A 24,406-nucleotide genomic window follows, 5' to 3' on the forward strand; every position below is an offset into this window, starting at 1 on the left:
ACCGGTCTTGTTAAGCGGGTCAACGAACCAAGCCTTTATAAAACTGAGAACGTCACTCCCCAGATGTTTGCTCTGAAAATCAAGGCTTATGCCGAGCCTGCCAATCATGACGGCCGGATAGCTGCTGTAAATCTTTTCGCGAGGGATGTTCTTTTCGACCTTCTTCTTACGGGACCCCGGAATTTTCTTGATGCTGTCATTGGAGAGCGTAAAAACCGCCACTAGTTGGGTCGGGTCTTCAGCAAGGGAAAAACAATAGTTCTTGCAAAGCAGTTCTTCGCTCTGCAAAAAGGCATCTTTTGTGAAGAAATCATCCAAGTCGTTGTCCCCGCACTTGAATGATTTGCATAGGGCGGCCTTGCCTTGAGTATAGAACCCAAAGCGGCAATTCTGTTGGAGAAAGTTCATTACTTAAATTCTCTAAAGTCGGCCTTGGAGAGAATGTCTCTAGCCTGTTCAATTTGCTTGGAAAAATCAATGGAACCGCGACGCTTTTCGCTTTCTTCCATCATGAGGTCAAACCTGTCCGACGCTTCGCCGGTCAGTATCGGTACCGATGCGATTGCTAGTGCCATGATGACCTCCATTGTTGAATTGAACTGTAGTCAATATACATTTTTCCTCGTGCTGGTGCAAGTGGTGAAACTTGGGTCAAATGGCTTATTTGAGGAAAATGAAGCCTTTTGACCGTACTAGAGCAAAAATATATTTCTAGTGTGTCATAAAATGACAAAATGGAAAAGAAACGGAATTTTGTCGTTTTTCACTATGCGTTTTACGCATACTGAGCATAAAAAAAAGGTATTTTGCGGGATTTGCGCATTTATTTATATTAAATGTGAAAATTTATAAGGAACAAACCATGAAACTAAGGACGATTATGACGATGCTTGGTATGGGTGCGGTGCTTGCCGCATGTGATTGCTGCCCGCAGGGCGAGGCAAAGGCGCTTTCGCAGGACAAGGAACTGCGTGCCGTGATGGACAACTTCACGCAGAACGAGGTTCCGGCGGCGACTCCGCTTGTAGAAAAGCGCGAGGTGGAGTTGATTCGCCTGGTGTCGCTTGTGACGCAGCAGTCGGGCGCTCTTTTGCAAGAAGAAGTGGCGACGGCGCTTGCGCAGGGGCTTACTCCCAAAGAGATTCTCGAGGCGATTTACCAGTGCGCCCCCTACACCGGGTTCCCGCGGACGGTGGATGCGGTTGAAATTGCCCGCAGCGTGTTCAAGGCGAAGAACGTGAAGGTGGACGAAAACCGTGCGACGGTGACGACGCAGTCCCGCTTGCAGGCGGGTGCCGACGCGCAGGGAACGCTGTTCGGCCAGACTTTCCGCGACATGGCGAAGAACGGCAAGAGCGGTATGCCGACCATCAATTACTTCCTTGCGAGCAACTGCTTTGGCGATTACTACACCCGCAAGGGGCTCGACCTGAATACCCGCGAACTCTTGACGATGGCGATTCTCGTGAACCTGGGAACGGAGCCGCAGCTCAAGGCGCACATCGGCGCGAACCTCAAGATTCGTACGGCCGAATACGTGGAACAGGCGATTTACAACTGCTTGCCGTATTGCGGTTATCCGCGCACGCTGAATGCATTGCGACTGCTCAAAGAAGCGGTGGCTGAGACGAAGGTCGCTGAGCCTGTCGAAGCGACGGCGGGTGCGGTTGGCGCGGCGGTCGCAAAATCCATGCCGGGCAAGGACTGGAGCGTGTTCCCGGTGGGCAAGCCGAACGACGCCTACGCCAAGTATTTCGTGGGCAAGAGCTATCTCGACATGATCAGCAAGGAACAGGTGGGTGTGGGGAACGTGACTTTTGAACCGGCGTGCCGCAACAACTGGCACATCCATCATGCAAAGAAGGGCGGTGGCCAGATTCTCATCGCGACGGCGGGCCGCGGCTACTACCAGGAATGGGGCAAGCCGGCAGTGGAACTGAAGCCCGGCGACGTGGTGAACATCCCGGCTGGCATCAAGCATTGGCACGGGGCGGCTCCGGATTCCTGGTTCCAGCATTTGGCGATTGAAGTCCCTGGCGAAGGCGGTCGCAACGAATGGCTTGAGCCCGTGAGCGACGAAGACTACGGGAAGTTGAAATAAAATAATTTTCACATGAGTCATTCTCCAAAGGAGAATTCATACAGCCTGCGACTTTTTTATCCGCAATGGAAATGGTGTATAATGGAGAAAATTTATGAAGTTCGCTAAACTTTTATCTTGTGCAATTTTGTGGTTCTCGGCGGTGCCGCTTGCGGCGGCACCTGCGCCCGACGGCTTCGTGCTTATCAAGGGCGGGACTTTCAACATGGGAAGCCCCACAAACGAGGACTGGCGCGTCAACGACGAGACGCTCCACAAGGTGAAGGTCTCCGATTTTTACCTAGGCAAATACGAGGTGACGCAAAAGCTTTACCGCGAAGTGATGGGCGAAAATCCCTCCAGTTTCAGGGGTGACGACTTGCCTGTCGAAAACATCACGTGGCTCGAAGCGGCTCGTTTTTGCAACAAGTTAAGCGAACGCGATGGGCGCACTCCCGTTTACGCTATCGAAGGCGATGCGGTCAGCTGGAATCGCGAGGCGAACGGCTACAGGCTCCCTACCGAAGCGGAATGGGAATACGCGGCCCGAGGCGGCACGACCACGCCGTTCTACACAAAGAAGGCTCCCGGTGCCGACGACGTGAATTTTTACGGGCATTACCCGTATCAAATCGAGCAGAACTATTTCAACGACGAGGTCCTGGAAACACGCCCCGGCGTTTACCGCGGGAACACGCTCCCCGTGGGTAAGTTCAAGCCCAATCCCTTCGGGCTTTACGACATTTACGGGAACGTGGGCGAATGGTGCTTTGACTTTTACGGTGATTACGGTGTTTCTGCGGGCTCGACAAGCGTGGCGGTCGATCCGGCGGGCAAGCCTTCGGGCACAAGGCGCGTGCATCGCGGTGGCGGCTGGAACGATTTCGGTAAGAACCTCCGCAGCGCCTATCGCGGAGCCATGCAGCAATCCAGCAAGAGTTACAATGTGGGGCTCAGACTCGCCATGAATGCGGGTGCAGGCGTCAAGGGAACATTTGTGACTCAAGAAGCGGCGGGCTTTAAGGGCGAAAAGGCGCAAGCGGCGTCGAACCCGAAAGGCACTTCCCGCGCGCTAATCGTTTTCTATTCCTGGAGCGGGAATACCCGCGGCGTGGCCCGCGAAATCAAGAAGCAGACCGGTTTCGACATGGTGGAACTTGAACTCGTGAAGCCCTATTCCGACGACTACAACACCGTCTTGAAGCAGGCGCAGAACGACCAGCACAAACAGGCGCGCCCTGCCCTAAAGAAAAAGCCCGACGCAAAGAAGTGGGCCGATTACGAAACGATTATCATCGGTTACCCCAACTGGTGGGCGAGTATCCCGATGCCTATTGCGACTTTGCTCGAAAGTTACGACTTTACGGGCAAGCGGATTCTGCCATTCTGCTCCCACGGTGGCGGGCGCTTTGGCCAGAGCATCACCGCGATTGCGAAACTCGCGCCCAACGCAAAAATCGGCGAAGGCCTTTCGGTGCATTATTCCGGCGGTTCGAACCTCTCGAAAGATGTGGCCAAGTGGCTCGAGAAAAACAGCGTGAAGACGAAATAATGTATATTCCCTAATATGCCTATTTCCGCCAAAATCCGTATGCCTCTTGATATCGCGATGACGGTCGCGACGCTCATGCTGATGGGCGGCAATTACTTCTTTGAATCGACGGCCGTTCACGAGATTCTGGGCGTGGTGCTGCTCGCTTTGTGGGCGGTGCACATCACGCTGAACCGGCGCTTTTTTCTTTCGTTGTTCAAGGGCCGCTACAACGCATTCCGTATTCTGCAGGCGATCGTGAATTGCGGGATTCTTTTGTGCGCAATTTTCCTGATGGTGAGCGGAATCATGCTTTCGAACCATGTGTTCGCATTCCTCGGAATTGAATCGGGCGCAAACTTCGCCCGCACGGCGCACCTGCTCGCAAGCCACTGGTATTACGTGTTCATGTCGCTCCACATCGGGCTGCATGTGAGCCTGATTGCAAACCGTTTGGGACTTGTGGGTGCATTCAAGTTAAAGACAGCCCTAATTGCAACTCGCGTGGTTACAATTCTTGTGGCGGGTTACGGAATTTACGCCTTCGCCATTCGCGGGCTTTGGAAATACTTGTTCTTGCAACAGCCCTTCTTCTTCTTTGATGCGGAACGCGGCTACGCCCTCTTTTTCGCGGACTATATCGCCATCGTCGTGCTGTTCGCCGTTGCGGTGCATCTCTTTAATGCAATAATTTCAAGCCGACAATCCCGGATAAAATAAGCAAAACGCAAATGGCTTTCGGGATAGAGAAATGCTCCTGAAATAGATAAACGCCCAGGGCGAACGTTCCCACCGTGCCTAGTCCTGTCCATATCGCATAGGCGGTGCCGAGCGGCAGTTTCTTTACGGCGAGCGACAAGAATACGGCGCTCAAAAGGAAACCGATTACCGTGATGACTGAAGGGACTGTTTTGGAAAAGCCCTCCGAGTATTTCATGGCGCAGGCCCAAACCACTTCGAGAACGCCCGCCACAGCAAGCATAAACCATTCCATTTCTTTACCTCCAGGAATCTTTATCTTCAAAGACCTAACGATAAAGAATGCGTGTTCCCCCATTACCCGGTGGCAATAGGGCGCGGTTCAAATTATGGAATAAAGATAGCTATTCTCTTTAAAAAATTCTATCTTACTCACCGATGAAGCCCGTTAAACAAAATATTCTTTCGATGATTGCAGTCGCGTTGTTCGCGATTCTTGCTGCCGTTGTCGAGGGTTCTTTTGTTTACGATTACGGAACCGAAATGGGGCGGGCTTCGGAATATGGCAAGGTCTCCGCCGACAATGTGCATGCCGAAAGTCCGCTGTTCCTGTTGCGGGAATCGACTGCCGAGGCCATGCAGTTTACACGCAGGTCGGGCCAGCAGGTGTCCTTGCGTGCATCGCGCGGCAACGGCCTTCAAGGCTATGGCGGGCGCAGTTCGGCAACGCCCAAACAGGGTACACCGTTTGCGACTAAGATCGCGCGACCAACTGTTTGCGCCCAATGCGGCTTCCCTTTGCCGCTAGTTTATCAGAAATCAAAAGAGTATTACGTTTATACGCTAGAGCGAATGCTCTGTTAGCAAGTTCTTTCTCCGAACACTCAGTCACAGGTAAATTGCCGCGGCCCCTGCCGGGGTGCGCGATTACATTCATTTTAAAAAAGAGAAAGAACATGGAAAACATTTCCAAGATGGAGATGGCTAACGCCCTCTTCAACAAGCCCTATATCAAGACCGAAAAGAAGTTTTTCGGTTTCAAAACCAATGTCACCTACACTAAGACGAATTCACCCGTAGTGGGAACTTGCCTGGACTACAGCCCTACGGAGGGCCAAAAGGTCAAGGAAATTGTCGAGGCTTCTTCAAGCGCCTTGGACGCGGTCGTTCAAAAAACTGGCCATCCAAAAACAGGCGACAACGGTAACTTCCGCCTGAATCTCTGCTATTCGCAGGACCGCGAATTTGCGGCACTGCACCTGCAGCAGTTCTCGGGATTCGAGTACCATACCGTAGGTGAAATCCGTTTTGCCGAAGGTGAAGAAGCGCATAAACTTCTCGCCGTTTTCGTGAAATAAACGGACATGTCGTCAAAAGGCCCCCCTCGGAAAAACGAGGGGGCTTTGATGCCGATGCCGCTATCGCATAACCAATCGCATTAATCGCTTATTTGAAATCAATTCCTTCAAACACGATTTTGTCAACTTCTAGATAAGTTCCGCTTCTCATAAAAATGCTAAACAGACCGATTTCGTGAGAAATCTCTTTCCACTCCACTTGATAGGAGCTTTCTTCAAGAACTTCCCTACCGGGGTGCAAGATGATTTCATTCCAATTTTCAGCCGCTTTGGCCTTCCATAACGATTTTTTAAAGGTATTTTCTCCAACTTCACGGTAATGTTCCAAAGCGATATTCAATTCACAGTCGCCTCTTACCGTAAGGCGAATCGCCGTGAGATTGCTCAGGTCGAAAAATCCTGTATCAAGTCCTAGATGAGTTCCGAGCAAAACGAAGCCTGTATCTATTGCGAATTTAACAGCGAGATACTTCCCATGATCTTTATCTTCTTTTAATACGGATGAGAAACTTTCAGCACTATCAGGTATTGCAAAATTCGCTTTGCCAACAGCATTAAAATACCATCCGTAGTTAGGATAAGTTTTAGCGAGGTTATTCAAACTATCTCCATCGTCAAAGTCTTCGAAAACATACTCAACAGACTTTCCTGGAACAGGAACGAGCGTATCTGCGGATTCATTTGGCGCAAGCGCCACTTCTGCGATGGTCGAATCTCCAGCAACAATAGTAAAGGACCCTGCCGGCACATGCGCAAACACATACTCGCTACCGAAGCGGTTTGCAAAATAGGGGGTCGATTCCAGTTGAACATTTTCTAACAAGTCTTCGATTTCTTGGGTCGAAACGCCAGTACGTACAATGAGCGAAGCCGAAGGCAACAATGCAATTTCCTGAACCGAGGTATCTGCAAAATCGACCGGCGACCAACTCATGAATGCGGAATCTTTGCCCGCAAGGGCTTCTACAAAACAGCCTTGGTCTGTGCAGATGCCGAGTTTGTCATTAAAAGAAACTCGTCCGCTTGAATCCGAAAGGGCGCTATCAATGACCGAGAAGGCATCTTTTGAATACACCTTCATTTGTGCGCAAGCGAACGGCTTATTTAAACTGTCAACGACGTTGAAGGCAATTCCATTTGTCGTTTCACTTGTGGCACCTGCGGTGTTGCTTTCGGAACACCCTAAAAACAGCGACAGGCAAAGCATGCCGCAAAACGAAAGGTAAACCGATGTTTGTATACTTTTTTTCATCGTTCTTCCTTTTTCATCATCGGGAATAACTGAAAATTTAATTGATATACGCTGTCGCAAATTTGCGGAGGCATCGCATTGACAACGTTTATGATAGCTTTTCGTGTCTTGGCGAGGATTTCGCGTATCTTTTCTATTTGTTGCGAATCAAGCGCCATCGTAAGCGTACTGATATCGCGCTTTTCTTTGGGTGTGTTTTGGATGGATTTGCCAGCCAGATCCGCGATACTGCACTGATAGTCGCTAATACAAGCGCTCAGCCAGTGTTCCATAGTCTTGAGATGAGCGTCGGTCGGAACCACACGACCATCCTTGTTGGCGCGAGCAAGTCCGAGCTGCAACAAAGCATCGACAGCATTTTCCACCTGCGAGGCGGAAAGCTTCGGAATGCAACATTCTCCGAGAGCGCCTGCATCTTGCGGACCGCGGTAATCGAACACGTCAAGCGCAGAGCGAATCATCGGATAATACCATTGTTGAAAATAGCGATAGCATGCCTCATCAAGTTCTCGGCTGGCTGCAGGTCGCATTTTTTGAAGAGTCTCGAAATGTCGACGAACGTCCTCGTCGTTTTTAGCCTTGCTGTAAGCAATCATTTCACGGAAGTATTCTGCCTTGGCATCTTTGAAACGAAAAAATTTAACGAAAACATCTATACATTTCGGAGAAATATGGCGTTTCCCCTGCATTATTTTCAAAAGCAGACTTGCATCCATGCTAACCGCAGCAGCAAACACTCGGTAACTGAACGAGGGATCCAGTGATTTTTCGAGTTCATAGAACTCCTGCAAGAACTTGCGGTAGTCTGAATAGTCATAGATGTTGATTTTGTTTTTTGCAAACATAAAGCGTCTCGCCAGATATAAAAATGCTCTACCTAAAAATCGTTTCTTTCACAGGCGTTTCATAAAAAAAATATACAATTCGTAGACATTTTTGTCCACACCATTCGAAAAAAATAATTGATAAATATACTTGGGGAATATAATTTCGTGAAATGGAGGAACCCTAATGATTAAAAGAAAAAACTTCCTTATTTTGATTCTTGCTCTTTCGAGTATGGCATTTGCAACTAAGTACGAAGCTGAAGCAGCGACTCTTTCCGGAGGAGCAAAAAATGTCAACGCATCCGGAGTTTCGGGAACGGGTTATGCCGACTTGCAAGAAGGTAATATTTCTTTTAATGGTGTCACCGCACAGAGTGCGGGCAAGTACCAAGTGACCATCCATTACAAGGCCGGAGATTTCAAAGCAAATTACCTAAAAGTAAACGGCGCAACCGCAGGCACCATCGACTTTAACGCCACCACTTCGTGGGCGGATGTCACGACAGTCGCTACACTTAAAGCCGGGACAAACACAATCTCTATCGAGAAATACTGGGGCTGGATTAGCGTGGACTATATTGATGTCGAACCTTATCAATCCTCCCCTTTCAAAATATCCGCAACACCGGTTACCCCGAACGCCACCGAAAGCGCTGTCAAGCTCTACAGCTTTTTGCGTGAAAACTTTGGCAAAAAGACGATTAGCGGCATGATGACCGGAGACATGAACGGTTTCTCTTTGGGTGCCGATTTTAAGACGCACGACGATGTAAAATACACATTCACTCGTACGGGAAAGTACCCGGCTCTTGTTGGGCTTGATTTCTTGTTTGCGAGCGGCCCGAAGGCAAATGAAAGTTGGAACAAGGAATACACGGACAAAGCAATTTCCATTGCAAAAGGCCTTTGGAAAGCGGGCGGCATCCCTGCATTCACTTGGCACTGGAAAGATCCGCTAGACAAAAAAGATGCTTTCTATATTCAAAGTGCAGCAAACGGAGGCGAATACACCGATTTCGATTTCTCTACAGGTTTCAAGCCAGGCACCACTGAATGGAATACCGAAAGTGCTGCTTACAAAGGAATCGTAGCCGACATTGACCTCATCGCCGATTACTTCCTTGAATTGCAGAAAGAAGGTGTAGCGGGAATCTTCCGCCCCTTGCATGAAGCTGGCGGAAAGTGGTTCTGGTGGAGTATTAATTCCGGAGAACAGTTTGCAGCCCTCTATCGCCTCGTCTATGACCGCATGGTCAAAGTCAAGGGTGTAAGAAACATGATTTGGGTCTATAACCCTGAAGGAAGTACCGTAAACTCTTGGGATCCGGGTAGCGAATACTATGATGTTCTCTCCATCGACATCTACAATAGCGCAAACGACCATTCCAGTAACGCAAGCGCCTTTGACAAATTCAAAAACGCATCAAAAAGCACGAAAATTATAGCCCTCAGCGAAAACGGCCCCATTCCCGATGTGAACAACATGCATACCGACGAAGCCGTATGGAGTTGGTGGATGCCGTGGTACAGCACCTGGAGCGGAACTTGGCCCGGCCAAACAAAAGATGGTGTATGGAAAAGCAACATGAATGACGAGCGTATCATTACTCTCGAAGACATGCCAGGTTGGGACAAGTACATAGCAATAATCAAGCCTGACACAAGTACCACCAGTATCGCAACCATGCCACGCATGGCCGGGACTGCAACCACCGTCGGGATTTTTGACATGAACGGTCATTATTTGGGCATCAGCATGCGAGAACTTCCGCAAGGGCACTATGTTGTACGTAGAAAGATTCAAGGACACATTGTGAATACGGTGTATTTCAAGAAATAAAATTATTGGGCGGCGTAACAAAAAAAGCATTACGCATTCACGCTAAATCGGATGTCGAAAACACGACATCCGTTTCTCATTTCACCATCGCCTTGACAAGCTGTTTCTCATTCCCTAACAGCGGATACTGTTCTACGACTTTCCCGCGTTCCATGCGTATCACGGATTGACAACTATTCAAAATAAATTCAGGGTCATGGGTAATTACGAGCAAAGTTTTTCCGCTTGCAGCAAGCTTTTTAAGCGTTGCAGAAACAGCAAGCATTTGTCTATAATCAAGGCCACTTGTCGGTTCATCGAAAACAACAATTTCGCAGCCGCTTGAAATTCCGCTCGCTACAGCGACACGCTGTTTTTGCCCGCCCGAAAGCGCCATCGGATGTTCATTCGCATATTGCTTAAGATTGAGTCCATCAAGAATTTCAAGAGCAAGTTTTTCATTTTGCGGTTTCATGCCCAGCAAGACTTCATCCAGAACGCTTTCGGTAAAAAGCTGGTGGTTCACGTCTTGCATAATTAGGTAAGTACCACGTTTGCGTGCTGCACGCTTTTGATGCCAGCTTCCCTGCAAGCCGCACAGCACTTGGGCAAGCGTCGATTTGCCAGCACCGTTATGACCTATCAACGCTGTAATTTGTCCGCACGGGAGCTCAAGATGGTCAATATCGAGAATTGGATGCTTGCGATGGTAAGAGAAAGTGAGATTGCTAAAAATAATAGATTGCTTCGCTTCGCTCGCAATGACGTCACAAGGCTGGTAATCCCGTCGCAATTGTGAACACGAGAGATAATGGATCCTATCGCCTTCGGCTCCAGGATGACTTCAATCTGTGATTTGCCGTCAGCTGTTTTGTACAATAAAATATTTCCGATAGCTTGAGAATAGGTTTTACCCTAAAACCAGCCCAAAATTGCACCGTGGAATTGCAAAGTAGCTAGAATAATTTATATTAGGGAAGATTTCTAGCTAGGTGGACAAGATGTTAAAAACTGCTCTTCGGTTCGTTTATCTTTCTATTTTCTCGCTCGCAATGTTGCAGGCGTGTGGCGATGATAGTGGAAGTTCCAGCAATCCGAGTGATTCCGCGTATGAATCAGACCTTGTTGTGGCGACATACGATGACCTTCCGGTGTGTTCCTCCAAACGCGAGGGTGCAACAGCTTATGTGAAAGACGAAAAAACCGCTTACGTATGTGAAAACGGTAATTGGAAGGATGATTCAGAGAAGGACACTGAACCTGCTAAAGTATCTAGTAGTAGCAAAGCTAAATCTTCGTCGTCTTCGAGTAAAAAGACATCTTCGTCCTCTTCTGTCGCTCAGGGCGATGCGAAACAATCCAGTTCTAGCGAAAAGACAGGGAAGTCTAGCGGCAGTGTGAATGCGGATTCGTCGAGTTCGGCAAAGTCTTCGGCAAGCATCACACCTTCATCGTCATCCTGGAGCGAGGCGATAGGATCCAGCAGTAGTTCTACGAGGTCTTCGAGTTCTAGTGTCCAAAAAAATTCGTCCAGCAGTGAAAAAGCGAAGTCTTCGTCGTCGAAAGATGAAAAGGAAATCAAGACATCGTCGAGTTCGGTAAAGTCGGAATCTTCGTCTTCTGTTGAAAAGCCTCAGTCGTCCAGCAGTGAAAAGGAGGAATTCTCGTCATCAAGTGAGTCTAGTAGCAGTTCCGTAGAGGTGCAGCCGACATCTAGCGAAACAGAGTCAAGTTCTAGTAACGGTGAAGACAAGATAAATTGTTCGGCACTCTTGGAAGGCAAAACGGGTTGGAGCTGGGATGTGCCGAAGGAATGCCGTTTCAATCCTGATATTGACTATGGTTCCATGACCGATGAACGTGACGGTAAGGTTTATAAGACGGTGAAGATTGGCGACCAAACCTGGATGGCGGAAAACCTGAATTACGCCGACAGCGTGAAGACAGCAAGCCTTAAGGGCAGGAGTTGGTGCTTCAACAAAGTGGCGGCAAACTGCGACGTGGCCGGTCGCCTTTACAGATGGGCGGCGGCAATTGATTCGATGAAATTGGCGAACGATGTGGATAACCCGCAGAATTGCGGCGACGGCATGATTTGTACCCTGCCTGCGAGGGTGCAGGGCATTTGCCCCACGGGCTGGCATCTACCCAGTCAGGCGGAATGGAACGTCCTGATCACGGCGGTGGGCGGTCAATCGACCGCTGGTAAGGTTCTCAAGTCGCAGAGCGGCTGGAATAGCGACGGCAACGGTGGCGACGGCAACGGTACGGATGCCTTCGGGTTCAGCGCCTTGCCCGCCGGCTTCAGGACATCCGTCGATGTCAGATACACCTCCGATGGCGGCAACGTGAACTTCTGGTGTTCTACTGAGGGCGATAGCAGCGCCGCGTACCGCATGTACATGGCCCGCAACAGCAAACAAGCGACCCTGGGCTCCCGCTACAAAGACTACGGATTTTCAGTTCGTTGTCTCAAGGACTAGCAATGAGGCGAGTGCAGCACAGAAATGCTTGCATTTCTCATTGTCGAGGCATCTGCACTACGAAGGGCTCTATCAAGCGCCAATCATCGTCTTGATAAGTCTTTTTTCATTTCCGGCAAGCGGATATTGCTCTACGATTTTTCCGTGTTCCAAGCGAACAATCGACTGGCAAGAATTCAAAATAAATTCAGGGTCATGGGTAATTACGAGCAAAGTCTTTCCGCTTGCAGCAAGTTTTTTAAGCGTTGCAGAAACAGCAAGCATCTGCCTATAATCAAGGCCACTTGTCGGTTCATCGAAAACAACAATTTCGCAGCCGCTTGAAATTCCGCTCGCTACAGCGACACGCTGCTTTTGCCCGCCCGAAAGTGCCATCGGATGATTTTCCGCATATTGCTTAAGATTGAGTCCATCAAGAATTTCAAGAGCCAACTTTTCATCTTGCGGTTTCATGCCGAGCAGGACTTCGTCCAAGACGCTCTCGGTAAAAAGTTGATGGTTCACGTCTTGCATAATTAGGTATGCGCCGCGTTTGCGTGCTGCACGCTTTTGATGCCAGCTCCCCTGCAAGCCGCACAATACTTGGGCAAGTGTCGATTTGCCAGCACCGTTATGGCCAATCAGTGCTGTAATTTGTCCGCATTGAAGTTCAAGACGGTCTATATCGAGAATCGGATGCTTGCGATGGTAAGAGAAAGTGAGATTGCTAAAAATAATAGATTGCTTCGCTTCGCTCGCAATGACGTCACAAGGCTGGTAATCCCGTCGCAATTGTGAACACGAGAGATAATGGATCCTATCGCCTTCGGCTCCAGGATGACAGACTGAATTCAACATTTTCAGATTCATGCAGCGCAGTCCGAGGCTTGCCGCATATTCTAGGCCTTTGGCTTCGAGTTCCGCAGGCGTCCACTCTTCTGCAATTTGCCCGTCTTTCACATAGCAAATTCTGTCGGCGACATCACGCAAATAGTAAAGGCGATGCTCCACGATAACGACCGTCTTCCCCGCCTTTTTCCATCGCGATACAATTTCCTTCAAATCCGCAATCGTCTTGAGATCCAAATTCGCAGAAGGTTCATCCAGCACAAAAATTTCAGGCCCCGTAGCAGAAACAGATGCGCACGCAATTTTCTGTTTTTCGCCGCCCGAAAGATTAAAAATGCTACGGCCCAGCAAATGCTCTAAATGAAATTCCTGAACAACATTCTCCACGCGCTGTTTGATTTCTTCGGGATCCATTCCCAAATTTTCGCAACCAAAAGCAAGTTCGCAATCCGTATCGATGTTGAAAAATTGCGAACGCGGATTTTGGAAAACAGAACCCACGACTCTTGAAATTTCGGCTAGCGTCATATCGGAGGTATTCTTGCCACCGAGCAACACATCGCCATCCATCGTTCCCGAATGGTAATGCGGAATCAAACCGTTAATGAGCTTTGAAATCGTCGTCTTCCCGCAGCCCGACTCCCCCGCCAGCACAACACACTCGCCCGAACGAATTTCCAGATTCAAGTTTTTGAGAATCGCATCGTCAAGGGAATCAGAGTAAGAGAAGGAAATGTTTTTTAGGGAGATGTTCATAAGTTGGGAAAGACAATTAAGATGGATTGCTTCGCTACGCTCGCAATGACGTAACAGCACTAATTACGGAGTAAAAACATTACAACAACTACAATACAATAAGCGCACACAACAAAATCCGCCCAGCGGAATCCAATCGTTGCAATGCAGGTGCGTTTTGTTTCTGCCGAGAGCCCACGCGTCACCGCAGCAATCGAAAGTTCATCACCAATTTTCGTAACAGATACCAAAAGCGGAACCAGCCGATATTCAAGAAACGCCACTGGACTTTTTAAAGTTCGCAAACTGAACAAGCGAATTCCGCGCATTCTCATGGCATTGCCAATCGCACGGGATTCATCATACACCGTCGGGAAAAATCGAATCATCACAATCAAGGGTATCGTCACCTTGTTCGAAACATGCATTCGCGACATGCATGCCAAAAATTCATTGACCTTGGTAGTTGTTATCACATAATAAAGCACAGCGCAGGCCGGCATAATACGGTACATCAAAAACAACGACGCAAGAATTATCGTACCCGAGGTACCAATATCCAATTTTTTCACAAAATCAAAGAAAAAGCCAGCAGTCAAATAAACAAAAAAGAAAGCGCAAACAAATTTCCATTTTTTTTCAAGCAATAGCAAAATAGATGTCGCAACAACCATCAACAAACTATAGAATAGTGGAGCGGTAAAAACCATGCCGTTTGCCACCACCGCTAATAACAGTTTTGTGCGCGGATCTAATGCAAACGCAAGATTCCTAGATTGCTTCGTCACTTCGTTCCTCGCAATGACGCCATTTTGCAAGTCCGATGCGTTCAAAATGCTTTTTCATCATGCGACGAGCAATAAAGCCACCCACCACAGCACCTGCGGCACCAAATCCAAAAAGACCAATCAAAGGCCAATAGCTGCTAGAAAGCTCCGCCAAATGAGCAATATAAGCCTTATCACAAATAGAACTGCAATACGCCAAATATTCTTCGGTCGAAGACCAAAGTGGAATCATCATCGAAGAAGGTACAAAACTAATCATCACATTAGCAAGCAGACATCCCACAAAATTCTTGTGGAACAGCTTTAAGCAAAGGCCCGCCAAAACGCCATACACCACGCAAAGCAAACCAAAAGAAATTCCGTGACCAGAGATTGTCATGACAATTCCGAAAAGCGTGCAAAGTAGCACACAGCAAAGTAAAGGTCTTTCGACTTTCGAAAAGAAAAGGAATAGCGGGACGCTCGTCACCAAGCTCACTACGCATGTGGAAACCACAATAAACGCAGGAATAAAACCGATACTCGCTCCAAGTCCAGAAAGAACAAGGTAAAGTGCACCAAAAATGCCCACGTTCACGAGGTCACGCACCAATGTATTCGAAGATTTTTTACCAGTAGTTCTCATAGCCGCCAAAACTTGAAAAATCTCACAAAAAAAGCTACTCCATTTAGACGCAGTTTAGCCCCGCTTAACTTTTCACACACATACTATATCAACCCTTGCTCCTAACGCGTCCGATTGGAGTAGAAAAGCATAACGTGTTATGTTATTTTCGGGCAAAATTTTGGGGAGGAAACATGCAAGTTTCTCGCGTTAATAAAGTTTTCGCCCGTCTGGGGCGTTTTCAAATCAAATTCCGTTGGCTGATTTTACTTGTAACAATTCTTGTAACTTTCATTGCATGTCTCGGGCTTCCGCAACTGCAAATGACCAGCAGCGAAGAAGAATGGTTTGACGATTGGGATAAAGTCAAAATCGACCAAGCGCACTTCAATGACATTTTCGGCAGCGATGACGGCTATATGGTGATGGTCCGTGCTAATGATGTTTTTGCGCCCGAAGTTTTAAGCGCCATCGACCGACTTTCAAAACGCCTCGAAAATGAAGTCCCTTACGCTGACCGCGTCGTTTCACTCACGCATAACTTATCCATCCCCATCGCAAATGATGAGGGCTTCGAAGTCATCGACCCATTCGAAAGCGGCATCCCGACAGATTCAGCACAACTCGCCGCCAAGAAATCGCTCATCATGAGCCGAGAATCGCTGGTAAACAACATCGTCTCTGACGACGCCAAAGAAACATGGGTCATTCTCTCGTTGAAATCATACGAAGGCGGCATCGATTTCGGCAAAGACAGCATCGCACCTTTCGCCCGCAACGTCATCCTCTCTGACGAATTCAAAAGTGACAAGTTCGAGATGCTCCCAACCGGCATGAGCTACACCGAAATGGAAGAGAACGAAGTTATCTCGCGTGAATGCGCCATACGCATCATCTTCGGCTTTACCGTCATGCTCGCATGCCTTATTTTATTCATACGCTCTTTGCGCGGAGTCATCGTCCCCGCCATAGCAACCGTCGGAGGAATCGCCTCAGTGCTCGGCGTAAACGCTTGGCTCGGCATCATCGGCGATGAAAGCATGGTCGCACTCCCCGTACTTTTGGGCATGGCGCTTTCGGTCGGCTATTCCATCCATTACATTAATTCATTCCGCATGCACTTTAGGCGCACGGGCAACCGCCGTGAATCTGTGATAAACGCCGTCGAAGAAACAGGCTGGCCGATTCTCTTCACTGTTATCACTACCGTAGCCTCGCTGATTTCGTTCCTGTTCGCAGGCATCCGCCCGATCCGCTGGATTGGCGGCATTTCAGCAGGCATCGTGTTCATGGTTTATTTATACGTCATCATCTTGATTCCGATTCTCATGAGCTTCGGTAAAAATACAAAGCCCGACCCAACGCAAGTGAAAACGGCAGGCGCCACCAAGGCCGACATTCTCTTTGAATTTTTCGGTCGCAAAGTTTGCAGGCACAGCGGCATCATCGCCGCAATTTCCGCCGCCATAATGTTGTTGCAAATTCCAGGCGTGATGAACATCGATGTAAACATGGACTACACAAAAACGATGGGCGAAAAAATTCCGTTTGTCACAAGGCTTATGGACATGCTCAGCGGAAAACTCGGAAGCCTTTACGATTTCAACGTGATGGTCGAATTCAACGAAAGCGACGCGCTTAAAAATCCCGCCAACATGAAACGCATCGAAGCCCTCGAACAAAAACTCGGCACGCTCCAGCTCGCAAAAATTTCAGGCGACAAGCCCCGCGTGCAATCCGTAACGCGACTTGTGAAAGAAATGAACCGCACGCTGAACAGCGACAGCACAGAATACTACAAAATTCCCGACGCGCAGGACATGCTCACGCAGCTGCTGTTCCTCTACGAAATTTCAGATGCCGACGCACTCTTTGAACGCATGGACGAAGACTACAAAACAACATTTATCCACATAGAACTTTCCGGATACGAAGCCAAGAAAATCGTAGAAGACCTCGATTCCGCAAAATCGTACGCCGCGCAAATTTTCCCGGACGCCAAAACTTCAATCGTCGGTGAAGTCGTGAACTACGCCGAAATGAACGGCAAGCTCGTGAACGGACTATTGCGTTCGTTCGGCGGTTCATTCGTGATTATCGCCATCATGATGATTCTCGCATTCGGGAGCATCAAGGCAGGCCTCATCGGCATGATTCCAAACGTGGCCCCCGTACTTTTAATCGGTGGAGTGATGGGCTATTCGGGAATGCCGCTTGACATGATAACAATGATCGTAATGCCGATGATTTTGGGCATCGCCGTTGACGATACCATCCACATGAACAACCACATCAAATTCGGTTACGAACGCACGGGCAATTACAAAAAAGCGCTGTTACTCTCTTACCGCGAAATCGGAAAGACGATGGGCATGACGACATTCATTCTCTGCGCAATGTTCTTCGTGTTCATCTTCAGCCCCATGGGCGCATTGCACAACGTCGGATTACTCTCCATCATCGGCCTTGCCGCCGCCCTCGTCGCCGACTACACGCTTACCACTGCGCTTGTGTACGTCACCAAGCCGTATGGAAAAGAGAAACGAAAGAAAGCTTAACAGGACGCACAACCGTTCGCGAGCATCGCTCGTCAGCATGTCATGCCCGCCTTGAGCGGGCATCCCCATCTAAAAAATCGCAAAAAAGGTAGCCTTTCGGCTACCTTTTTGTAAACATTTTGAGTTTTTTTTCGCTTTCGATTCGAAAAGCTCCGGTCTTCACTTTCCACAAATTTGTTCTTCCGTAAGATTGAATCTACGAACGAGAGTCTCTAAGGGAACCCCATCTTCATAAAGTCCCCTAGCCGTTTTAAGCATTTCTTCTTCAGCTTTTTTCCGTTCTTCGTCCACTTCTTTGCGAGCTTCAGCAAGCCTTTGACGAAACACATCACCGGCACTAACAAAGCCGTATTTTTGTCCAACACTTACAAATGCCATATCCAGCTCCTTGAGAACACCTTCATCAACGTACTCTTTCAAATATATGTTTATTTTTTGCAATAGACAAGACGCCTCATTACGGTGCATTTTTCGCAAGGAATCATGGAATTGAGGCAAGACCTCTAACAGCTTTTCCTTATTGAACGCATACTTCATTGCGACAACGCCCATTCCAGTTGCAACGTCTTCGCATGTCAAACAGTCGCTATCGGGTATATCCGCCATATTCACAAAAGCGCAATGGAAGGGCAATACAGAACCACGAAAATACTCCGGATAACCCTCTTCAAGTCTCTTAAGTGGATTCCAATTTTCCCGTCCATTATAAAAGATAATTGCCATCGTCGGAATTCCGCTAAATGCACGATTCTTATCATAAATCTTCATCACAGAATTGACATAACGAGCAATCTGATCAAGAACATTTGGATCCCGTCCCGATTTATGTTCTAACAGAATTCCAACCAAAATCGGAGCACCTGTCGACACATTCACACGAAACGCCAAATCCGCTTCACCCGTATCGTCAACCTCTGAATACGAATCTGGAATACGGACAAGAGTATCCATATTTATAGTCGATATGAATTCGCCAACATCAAGATTTACTTTGCCAGCAAGTTCCAATAGATTCCTAAGATGTCCAACATCAGAAAACAGCCAACGGAAAAACGGATCGTGGATTCGCCTCGTCGCATTATTTTCTTCGCTCATATAATTCCTTTCTCAAGAAGAGAATCAACACAAACACCTGAGTAAAAACTCAGACTTCATTTAGCAAAGGATATAAGAAAGGATATAAATAACGATATAATAAAAATCAGCCACATTTAATCGGCTGAAATCAATGTATAAAACTAAACAGATAAAAACAAGAGGTCAAAGAGTTTTTCGTTCATTTTGCAAACAACCGTTTGCAAAAGATTCTTCAAGCATCCATTTAACCTTTTACGCAACGTACAGAACAAGCATTTTCTTGACTAAAAAAAATAGTAATATAGATTCTTTACATCATCTTTGTACATACAAAGCGACAAACAACGCAAGAATCAACATTCCTCAATAATTACAACCGAATAAAATCAAAAAAAATATTCCCTAAAGCAAAGGGAATACTTAAATCAAGAAGGAGATTCCCGCTCGGAGGCGGGAATGACAGTTTTTTCGGGCATGACAAAAATTTGTGACGATTACGACACTTTCAGCTTTGTCATGCTTTTTGCACAGATGCCCATAGTCGATACGTTGTGCAAGAATGCAGACGTCGTCGGAGAAAGCAGGCCGAAGAATCCGCCTACAAGCAAACTTGTATTGAACGTGATGATAAAGCGGTAGTTTTTCATGATGCGTTCCATCAGCTTTTGGCTCAATAGGCGCAGTTCCACGAGGTCTTCGAGATTCTCGCGACGGAGCGTCACATCGGCGGTTTCACGAGCAATGTCACTGGCATCGCTCATGGCAACAGAGACATTCGCTGCAGCAAGAGCAGGAGCATCGTTGATGCCGTCGCCCACCATAATCACGCGCTTGCCTTCGGCCTTCATGCGTTCCACATAATGGTGCTTGTCTTCTGGCAAGACCTGCGCAAAGAACGTATCGATTCCCAGATGTTCCGCAACACGTTCTGCCGCATTCAAGCTATCGCCCGTCAGCATCACCACATTCTTGATGCCACTTTCACGCAGCCCGCGAATGGCATCCGCAGCTTCTTCACGCGGAGGGTCGCCAATGCAAATCGCACCCGCCAACTCGCCGCCAATGCCCAAGTAAATCACGGATGCGGCACCCGCCTGTTCGTCAATAATCGCTTGGTTCGCTTCAGAAACATTGACCTTTTCGTCTTCGATGACAAAGTGCTTGCTTCCGATAACCACGCGCTTGCCCTTGAGCGAAGTTGCGATACCATGCGCCACGATGTACTGCACATCGGCATGTTCTTCGGCGTGATTGATATTGCGTTCCATTGCCGCCTTGACAATCGCACGAGCCATGCTATGCGGGAAATGTTCCTCGATGCACGCCGCAATTTTCAAGATTCGCTTTTCGGAATATTCGCCGAACGGGATAATCTTTTCGAGACGCGGTTCTGCCTTCGTGAGCGTCCCCGTCTTGTCGAACACAATCGTATCGGCAAGCGCAAGCTCTTCCAAGTACTTGCCGCCCTTCACCGTCATGTCCATATCCGCCGCTTCTCGTAGCGCAGAAATCACAGAAATCGGCGTTGAAAGCTTTATCGCACAAGAGTAATCCACCATCAAGATAGAAACCGCACGCGAAATATTCTGCGTCAACAAGAGCGTAAGCCCAAAGCCAAGGAAGCTAAATGGTACAATGCTATCCGCCAAATGTTCCGCACGGCTCTGTACGCTAGCCTTCAAGTCTTCGCTACGGTCGATCAGTTCCACGATTTTCTGGATTTTCGTATTGCTGTTGACCGCATGGACTTTCACGAGAATTGCACCTTCTTCAAGAACGGTCCCGGCAAAAACGATTCTGCCGGCAGTCTTCATCACCGCCTTGGATTCACCCGTCATCGTCGATTCGTTTACAAAGGCTTCGCCTTCAATCACGCGACCATCCACAGGAATCATGCTCCCGGAACGGATGCGGACCAAGTCATCGACCTGGACGTCCTTCATATCCACCAATGTATCCACGCCGTCTTTTACGACCCAGACCTTATCGACCTTGACAGCGAGGCTACCCGTCAAAGCCGTGCGCGTACGCGCCTTGGTATAATCTTCCAGCAAGCCCGACACGCCCAAAAGGAACATGACCGTACCTGCGGATTCATAATTTTTCTGGAGCAGGCTAGCACCAATTGCAGCCCCATCCAAAACATCGACGGTGAGCTTTCCGCTCATGAGCGTCGAAATTCCGCGAGCCACATAGCGCAACCCGCGAACCACCGTAATTGCCGTGCGAATCGGAAGCGGTAAGAACCAACGCGACAAATAGCGCCTTGCAATCATTCCCGTGAGGCTTGCTTTAAAGCCATCGTCCAAAGCTTGCAACTGGTATTCCGTTTCGCCATCGCATTCAGGCAATTCTTTGGGGTTGAGTGCACTTACAAAATCAAGAATCTGCTTACGGCTCGTCTCGAAATCGCCCGCCTTGGCGGAATATTCAAAAAGGAGGCCGCCATTGACGCTACGCACCACAACACTTTTAACGCAAGGCTCACTTAAGCAAGCCTTGTGAATGCGCGCTTCATATTCACGTTCAAAAGCGTACGCCCCAGCACGCAAGCGAAGGCGACCCGGCTTATCGTAAACGATTCTGAATCTCATAAGCTTTCGCTTCTTACTTGTCGAGACCTGCTTCTGCCTTGGCGTCGTTGCAAATGTCGCTAGCTTCGTCCTTCATGTCCTGGAATGCGGCCTTGGCGTCAGCAGTGAACTTCATGCCATGAGCAAGTCCCTGAACAGCGAGTTCGCGGGTTTTCTTGGCCTTGAGCACTTTCTTTGCAACTGCGGAACCCACAGCACCAGCAATGACAAGCCAGAATTTTTCATTTTTGAACATAGACATATCATTCTCCTTATTAAAGAAAAATCAGCGGAGCACTTGCTCCGCATTTAAAAAATAGATACTCCCCTCTCCGTCTGCAAATTACAAATAAATTAATTACAAAACCTTTACAACCCCGCTCCTCAGTTAAGTTTCACGAGATTGACGCTAACATTGTTAGTAAACTTCTAACAATGTTAGACTCTCTAATTTTGTTAGAGAGTCTAACATCTCATGGATCATCGAGACTCAACAACTACGAAAGTGCAAGAACCTTACCGAGTTCACGGCACTTTTCCTTGCCAGCATCATCCGGAGCGCCTTCAATAGCGAGTGGATCATCAACAATAACAAGGCCCGCATTTACAGCATCTTCTTTCCACGGATTCATCCATTCGCCACCACCCCAGCCGTAAGAGCCGAACAAAACAACCTTCTTGCCCGAAATTTGCGTTTTCAGCTGATCATAAAGCGGCTGGAATTCACTATCCTCAAGTTCTTCGGCTCCCATCGCCGGGCAACCCAAAGCAAACTTGTCAAATTCCTGGGCCTTATCGGCAGAAAAAGCAGACGTATTGAAAAGCGTCACATCGGCACCTGCTTCCTTTGCGCCAGCAACCACTTCATTCGCCATAACTTCGGTGTTACCCGTACCTGTCCAGAAAATAACAGCAATTTTGTTCATTTTATGTTCCTTTTGTTATCGGTTAGTTTTCAAATCTTTTCTGTCATGCCCGCCTCCGAGCGGGCATCTCCTTTCATCAACTTGCAACTGTCAACTGCTCTAAAGTTTCACCAAGTTCAAATCGTTCTCGTAAAATCTTTTGGCATTTTTTGTATACTTCAAAAATATGCATGGAATTCGGCACGTCGTTATAAACCTTCCAGCAACCAATCAACTTGTAATTTTTACCGCCATACGTAATAAAATCTTTCACATCGTCAAGTGGGTAGCCCAAAAACACGCCCACTTCGTGCGGAAAGCACACCGAGCGCGTCATGCGAACCTGAAAAAAATTCAATAGCGATTCAGCATCAAAGCAACTGTAGCCAAAACCTTTCAAAAAATTACGTACTTCGCAAGAGCATCCCAAATTCTGTAAAGCGCTATTCCGATAAACATAAATAAAATAACGTCCACAGCGTTCAGCAATCACGCGAGCAATAACGCCCTTAGGGTTCAACGCCTGATTCCAACGAGCAAGGATATTGCAAAGTAAAACACCATCCGCAACATCAACACAAAAGAGATTGCCCAACTTGTGCCCCGCAAGTGTCGGGGCACATTGTCGAACCAAGCAGGAATCAAGGTTTCTATCCATGAACAACCTAAGATTTAGTATAAAGTCAAAAATCCCGCCGTTAGCCTTCGCCACGGCGGGATAACCTATCTAGCATATATGAGGTAACGAAATCTATATGCTAGCCGAGCTTCTATGGCAATAGTCTCTGAGATGTATTTTAGAATTTTTCATTCTCTATCTCAACTCCAAATAGACTCAAAACAATCCTTAAAGTTAGATTAATCTAATAAAATTTGTCTATACAAAAATCCCGCCCACGACATGCATCGGAGCGGGAAGTTTTATCCTATGGCAAAATCTTAGAATGCGAACACAGTTTCGAGACCGAAGCCGAGGCCCGTGTCATCGCCAGCGTCGTCACCAACAGGGATGTCGAGCTTAGCAAAGCCAGTTACTTCAAGGCCTTCAACCGGAGTGAAGTAAGCACGGACACCTACGTTGAACGTAGAAAGGTCATCGTCCTTATCAAGAGTGTTCGTATGGAATTCCAACGGGAGGCCAAGAGCGATGGCGTCGTTAATCTTCACACCCGGTTCGCCATAAACGAAGAAGTATTCAGGAATTTCTTCGCCATGGACGGTCGGATGCTTGTCGTCGAAAATTGCATAGAGCACAGAAGCCTTGACATTGAACGTGCCGAGATCAAGAGCCGGTTCGAAAAGCAATGCGTGAGTTGCCTTTGGAGTCTTTTCGCCAAGGGCATCAATATGTGCACCGTAAACGAAGTGGAATGTGAAAGCATCGAACTTCAGGTTAGCATCAAGACCCGTGTGCAATTCATTGTGCTTTGCTTCCTGATAAGATTTGTAATCAAAGAACGGACGCAACACATGTTCGCCAAGGCCGAGTTCGTAAGCGAGGTGGAGGTCATAGGCAACACCTACGCATTTTTCTTCACCTTCTTCTTCAACACAAATCTGATTGTCGTTGTCGCCGCGACCAAAGCCGAGGCCAAAAACAAGTCCGTTAAAGTCAATTTCAAATCCTCGGATATCGTGTTCAGCCATACCAGCGGCGTTATCAGCCGGGTCGTCATAATCGTAGAAGTTGAGGAAGGCGCCTTCCGAGAAGGTCAAGTCACCGAACTTCACGGCAAACTTGTCATTCGGAGCATACTGGACAAATGCGCCATTGTAAATAGCAGCCGGGTCCGTCGTTTCACCATCAGCTTCCAACTGTGCAGATGCAGACCACTTTTCATTAAATTTAACATCTACGTTCAAATCAAAAGTAGAAGCGTAGCTATGGCTCTTTTTGTCTTCATTAACTACGTCGCCCGTATATGCATCAAATTCTACTTCACCAGAGAACTTGACTTCCGGGCCCTTAGATGCAGCTTCAGCTTCCTGAGCGAGTGCCGGAACGGCAAGGATAGATGCAGCAGCAAGACCAAACAAGAGGTTGGATGTTAAACGAGTCTTCATTTTTCACTCCTATGACGGATTCTTTTGATTTTTTGTAACACTCCGTCAAGCGTTTTACATTTTGTGTTACAAAACTCTAGGCTTTTCGCCCTTTTTACTCTTCTTAAAGCAAAGAGCGTGCCAATTATTTTTCAGTTCGTTCCATTCAGAATCATTTTTTTCTGCGCCCATTGTTAGTTTCTCCTATCTTTGTTAGTTTAGTCTAATTAAGAGCGTTTAATTAAG

General features: G+C 47.8%; 23 protein-coding genes. 8 read left to right on the forward strand and 15 right to left on the reverse strand.

The features are described from left to right. Both B3A20_RS09870 and B3A20_RS09875 read right to left on the reverse strand, forming a co-directional pair. Positions 1–408 (reverse strand): N-acetyltransferase (locus B3A20_RS09870; protein ID WP_290764176.1); only part of this gene is annotated, 408 nt, incomplete at its 3' end. Continuing rightward, positions 408–575, reverse strand: coding sequence for a hypothetical protein (locus B3A20_RS09875; RefSeq protein ID WP_173319863.1), 168 nt, complete (start codon positions 573–575; stop codon positions 408–410). The genes B3A20_RS09870 and B3A20_RS09875, both read right to left, overlap by 1 nt. 287 nt (positions 576–862) lie before the next feature. Between B3A20_RS09875 and B3A20_RS09880 the strand changes: the two genes are divergently transcribed. The 3 genes from B3A20_RS09880 to B3A20_RS09890 all read left to right on the forward strand — a co-directional run bounded on the left by B3A20_RS09880 (position 863) and on the right by B3A20_RS09890 (position 4,331). Beyond that, a complete protein-coding gene (locus tag B3A20_RS09880) occupies positions 863–2,101 on the forward strand; it encodes a carboxymuconolactone decarboxylase family protein (RefSeq protein ID WP_290764179.1) in 1,239 nt (412 codons plus the stop codon). Positions 2,102–2,195: 94 nt separating this feature from the next. Beyond that, positions 2,196–3,632 carry a flavodoxin gene (locus B3A20_RS09885; RefSeq protein WP_290764182.1) on the forward strand — a complete coding sequence of 479 codons (1,437 nt, stop codon included), beginning with the start codon at positions 2,196–2,198 and terminating at the stop codon, positions 3,630–3,632. 39 nt (positions 3,633–3,671) lie between these two features. Continuing rightward, positions 3,672–4,331, forward strand: coding sequence for a DUF4405 domain-containing protein (locus B3A20_RS09890; RefSeq protein WP_290764183.1), 660 nt, complete (start codon positions 3,672–3,674; stop codon positions 4,329–4,331). Here the strand turns inward: B3A20_RS09890 and B3A20_RS09895 are convergent. Then, positions 4,291–4,605 carry a DMT family transporter gene (locus tag B3A20_RS09895; protein WP_073318870.1) on the reverse strand — a complete coding sequence of 105 codons (315 nt, stop codon included), beginning with the start codon at positions 4,603–4,605 and terminating at the stop codon, positions 4,291–4,293. The genes B3A20_RS09890 and B3A20_RS09895 overlap by 41 nt on opposite strands. Before the next feature lie 143 nt (positions 4,606–4,748). Between B3A20_RS09895 and B3A20_RS09900 the strand changes: the two genes are divergently transcribed. Both B3A20_RS09900 and B3A20_RS09905 read left to right on the forward strand, forming a co-directional pair. Continuing rightward, positions 4,749–5,174, forward strand: coding sequence for a hypothetical protein (locus tag B3A20_RS09900; RefSeq protein ID WP_290764189.1), 426 nt, complete (start codon positions 4,749–4,751; stop codon positions 5,172–5,174). Between the two features lie 92 nt (positions 5,175–5,266). Further along, positions 5,267–5,668, forward strand: coding sequence for a hypothetical protein (locus B3A20_RS09905; RefSeq protein ID WP_290764191.1), 402 nt, complete (start codon positions 5,267–5,269; stop codon positions 5,666–5,668). A gap of 88 nt (positions 5,669–5,756) precedes the next feature. Here B3A20_RS09905 and B3A20_RS09910 read toward each other — a convergent pair whose 3' ends face one another. Next, positions 5,757–6,980, reverse strand: a complete 1,224-nt coding sequence (locus B3A20_RS09910; protein ID WP_290764194.1) for a hypothetical protein — start codon at positions 6,978–6,980, stop codon at positions 5,757–5,759. After that, positions 6,917–7,765, reverse strand: coding sequence for a TIGR02147 family protein (locus B3A20_RS09915; protein WP_290764197.1), 849 nt, complete (start codon positions 7,763–7,765; stop codon positions 6,917–6,919). The genes B3A20_RS09910 and B3A20_RS09915 overlap by 64 nt, the downstream gene beginning before the upstream one ends. Positions 7,766–7,931: 166 nt before the next feature. On the opposite strand from B3A20_RS09915, the gene B3A20_RS09920 reads away from it, so the two are divergent. Then, complete coding sequence (locus B3A20_RS09920) at positions 7,932–9,587, forward strand: glycosyl hydrolase (RefSeq protein WP_290764203.1); 1,656 nt, start codon at positions 7,932–7,934, stop codon at positions 9,585–9,587. A gap of 76 nt (positions 9,588–9,663) precedes the next feature. Here B3A20_RS09920 and B3A20_RS09925 read toward each other — a convergent pair whose 3' ends face one another. Further along, the gene (locus tag B3A20_RS09925; protein ID WP_290764206.1) at positions 9,664–10,359 is read right to left on the reverse strand and encodes an ATP-binding cassette domain-containing protein; all 696 of its coding nucleotides are present in this window, start codon (positions 10,357–10,359) and stop codon (positions 9,664–9,666) included. Between the two features lie 208 nt (positions 10,360–10,567). On the opposite strand from B3A20_RS09925, the gene B3A20_RS09930 reads away from it, so the two are divergent. Next, positions 10,568–12,049: a fibrobacter succinogenes major paralogous domain-containing protein gene (locus B3A20_RS09930; RefSeq protein WP_290764210.1), complete on the forward strand. Its 1,482-nt coding sequence runs from the start codon at positions 10,568–10,570 to the stop codon at positions 12,047–12,049. A 72-nt stretch (positions 12,050–12,121) separates the two neighbouring features. On the opposite strand, the gene B3A20_RS09935 is transcribed toward B3A20_RS09930, so the two are convergent. Genes B3A20_RS09935 through B3A20_RS09945 form a run of 3 tightly spaced genes read right to left on the reverse strand, consistent with a single transcriptional unit; the run spans position 12,122 to position 15,025 of the window. Next, on the reverse strand, positions 12,122–13,633 hold the full coding sequence (locus B3A20_RS09935) for an ABC transporter ATP-binding protein (protein WP_290764213.1): 1,512 nt from the start codon (positions 13,631–13,633) through the stop codon (positions 12,122–12,124). 59 nt (positions 13,634–13,692) lie between these two features. Then, on the reverse strand, positions 13,693–14,400 hold the full coding sequence (locus B3A20_RS09940; RefSeq protein WP_290764216.1) for an energy-coupling factor transporter transmembrane component T: 708 nt from the start codon (positions 14,398–14,400) through the stop codon (positions 13,693–13,695). Beyond that, positions 14,384–15,025: an MptD family putative ECF transporter S component gene (locus B3A20_RS09945; protein WP_290764221.1), complete on the reverse strand. Its 642-nt coding sequence runs from the start codon at positions 15,023–15,025 to the stop codon at positions 14,384–14,386. Before B3A20_RS09945 ends, B3A20_RS09940 begins: the two co-directional genes overlap by 17 nt. A 302-nt stretch (positions 15,026–15,327) precedes the next feature. Between B3A20_RS09945 and B3A20_RS09950 the strand changes: the two genes are divergently transcribed. After that, complete coding sequence (locus B3A20_RS09950) at positions 15,328–17,562, forward strand: efflux RND transporter permease subunit (RefSeq protein ID WP_290764224.1); 2,235 nt, start codon at positions 15,328–15,330, stop codon at positions 17,560–17,562. A gap of 159 nt (positions 17,563–17,721) precedes the next feature. Here the strand turns inward: B3A20_RS09950 and B3A20_RS09955 are convergent, their stop codons facing one another. The 6 genes from B3A20_RS09955 to B3A20_RS09980 form a co-directional block, all read right to left on the reverse strand. Then, positions 17,722–18,657 (reverse strand): Rpn family recombination-promoting nuclease/putative transposase, encoded by a 936-nt coding sequence (locus B3A20_RS09955; RefSeq protein WP_290764227.1) that lies wholly within the window; start codon positions 18,655–18,657, stop codon positions 17,722–17,724. Between the two features lie 476 nt (positions 18,658–19,133). Then, entirely contained in the window at positions 19,134–21,233 is a 2,100-nt protein-coding gene (locus B3A20_RS09960) for a heavy metal translocating P-type ATPase (RefSeq protein ID WP_290764230.1), read from the reverse strand. A gap of 13 nt (positions 21,234–21,246) precedes the next feature. Beyond that, a complete protein-coding gene (locus B3A20_RS09965; protein ID WP_088660100.1) occupies positions 21,247–21,474 on the reverse strand; it encodes a DUF1490 domain-containing protein in 228 nt (75 codons plus the stop codon). Between the two features lie 235 nt (positions 21,475–21,709). Beyond that, positions 21,710–22,138: a flavodoxin gene (locus B3A20_RS09970; RefSeq protein ID WP_290764235.1), complete on the reverse strand. Its 429-nt coding sequence runs from the start codon at positions 22,136–22,138 to the stop codon at positions 21,710–21,712. A gap of 76 nt (positions 22,139–22,214) precedes the next feature. Next, a complete protein-coding gene (locus tag B3A20_RS09975) occupies positions 22,215–22,775 on the reverse strand; it encodes a DUF3793 family protein (protein ID WP_109573072.1) in 561 nt (186 codons plus the stop codon). Between the two features lie 281 nt (positions 22,776–23,056). Beyond that, positions 23,057–24,181 carry a hypothetical protein gene (locus B3A20_RS09980; RefSeq protein WP_290764241.1) on the reverse strand — a complete coding sequence of 375 codons (1,125 nt, stop codon included), beginning with the start codon at positions 24,179–24,181 and terminating at the stop codon, positions 23,057–23,059. Positions 24,182–24,406 lie beyond the last annotated feature (225 nt).

The sequence above is a fragment of the Fibrobacter sp. UBA4297 genome, assembly GCF_002394865.1.
Lineage (GTDB): Bacteria > Fibrobacterota > Fibrobacteria > Fibrobacterales > Fibrobacteraceae > Fibrobacter.

Bases quoted from the DNA above. Each gene is read 5' to 3' on its own strand.
- B3A20_RS09875 (WP_173319863.1), bottom strand. From the start codon at position 575: ATGGCACTAGCAATCGCATCGGTACCGATACTGACCGGCGAAGCGTCG.
- B3A20_RS09880 (WP_290764179.1), top strand. From the start codon at position 863: ATGAAACTAAGGACGATTATGACGATGCTTGGTATGGGTGCGGTGCTT.
- B3A20_RS09885 (WP_290764182.1), top strand. From the start codon at position 2,196: ATGAAGTTCGCTAAACTTTTATCTTGTGCAATTTTGTGGTTCTCGGCG.
- B3A20_RS09890 (WP_290764183.1), top strand. From the start codon at position 3,672: ATGCCTCTTGATATCGCGATGACGGTCGCGACGCTCATGCTGATGGGC.
- B3A20_RS09895 (WP_073318870.1), bottom strand. From the start codon at position 4,605: ATGGAATGGTTTATGCTTGCTGTGGCGGGCGTTCTCGAAGTGGTTTGG.
- B3A20_RS09900 (WP_290764189.1), top strand. From the start codon at position 4,749: ATGAAGCCCGTTAAACAAAATATTCTTTCGATGATTGCAGTCGCGTTG.
- B3A20_RS09905 (WP_290764191.1), top strand. From the start codon at position 5,267: ATGGAAAACATTTCCAAGATGGAGATGGCTAACGCCCTCTTCAACAAG.
- B3A20_RS09915 (WP_290764197.1), bottom strand. From the start codon at position 7,765: ATGTTTGCAAAAAACAAAATCAACATCTATGACTATTCAGACTACCGC.
- B3A20_RS09920 (WP_290764203.1), top strand. From the start codon at position 7,932: ATGATTAAAAGAAAAAACTTCCTTATTTTGATTCTTGCTCTTTCGAGT.
- B3A20_RS09930 (WP_290764210.1), top strand. From the start codon at position 10,568: ATGTTAAAAACTGCTCTTCGGTTCGTTTATCTTTCTATTTTCTCGCTC.
- B3A20_RS09935 (WP_290764213.1), bottom strand. From the start codon at position 13,633: ATGAACATCTCCCTAAAAAACATTTCCTTCTCTTACTCTGATTCCCTT.
- B3A20_RS09945 (WP_290764221.1), bottom strand. From the start codon at position 15,025: ATGAGAACTACTGGTAAAAAATCTTCGAATACATTGGTGCGTGACCTC.
- B3A20_RS09950 (WP_290764224.1), top strand. From the start codon at position 15,328: ATGACCAGCAGCGAAGAAGAATGGTTTGACGATTGGGATAAAGTCAAA.
- B3A20_RS09955 (WP_290764227.1), bottom strand. From the start codon at position 18,657: ATGAGCGAAGAAAATAATGCGACGAGGCGAATCCACGATCCGTTTTTC.
- B3A20_RS09960 (WP_290764230.1), bottom strand. From the start codon at position 21,233: ATGAGATTCAGAATCGTTTACGATAAGCCGGGTCGCCTTCGCTTGCGT.
- B3A20_RS09965 (WP_088660100.1), bottom strand. From the start codon at position 21,474: ATGTCTATGTTCAAAAATGAAAAATTCTGGCTTGTCATTGCTGGTGCT.
- B3A20_RS09970 (WP_290764235.1), bottom strand. From the start codon at position 22,138: ATGAACAAAATTGCTGTTATTTTCTGGACAGGTACGGGTAACACCGAA.
- B3A20_RS09975 (WP_109573072.1), bottom strand. From the start codon at position 22,775: ATGGATAGAAACCTTGATTCCTGCTTGGTTCGACAATGTGCCCCGACA.
- B3A20_RS09980 (WP_290764241.1), bottom strand. From the start codon at position 24,181: ATGAAGACTCGTTTAACATCCAACCTCTTGTTTGGTCTTGCTGCTGCA.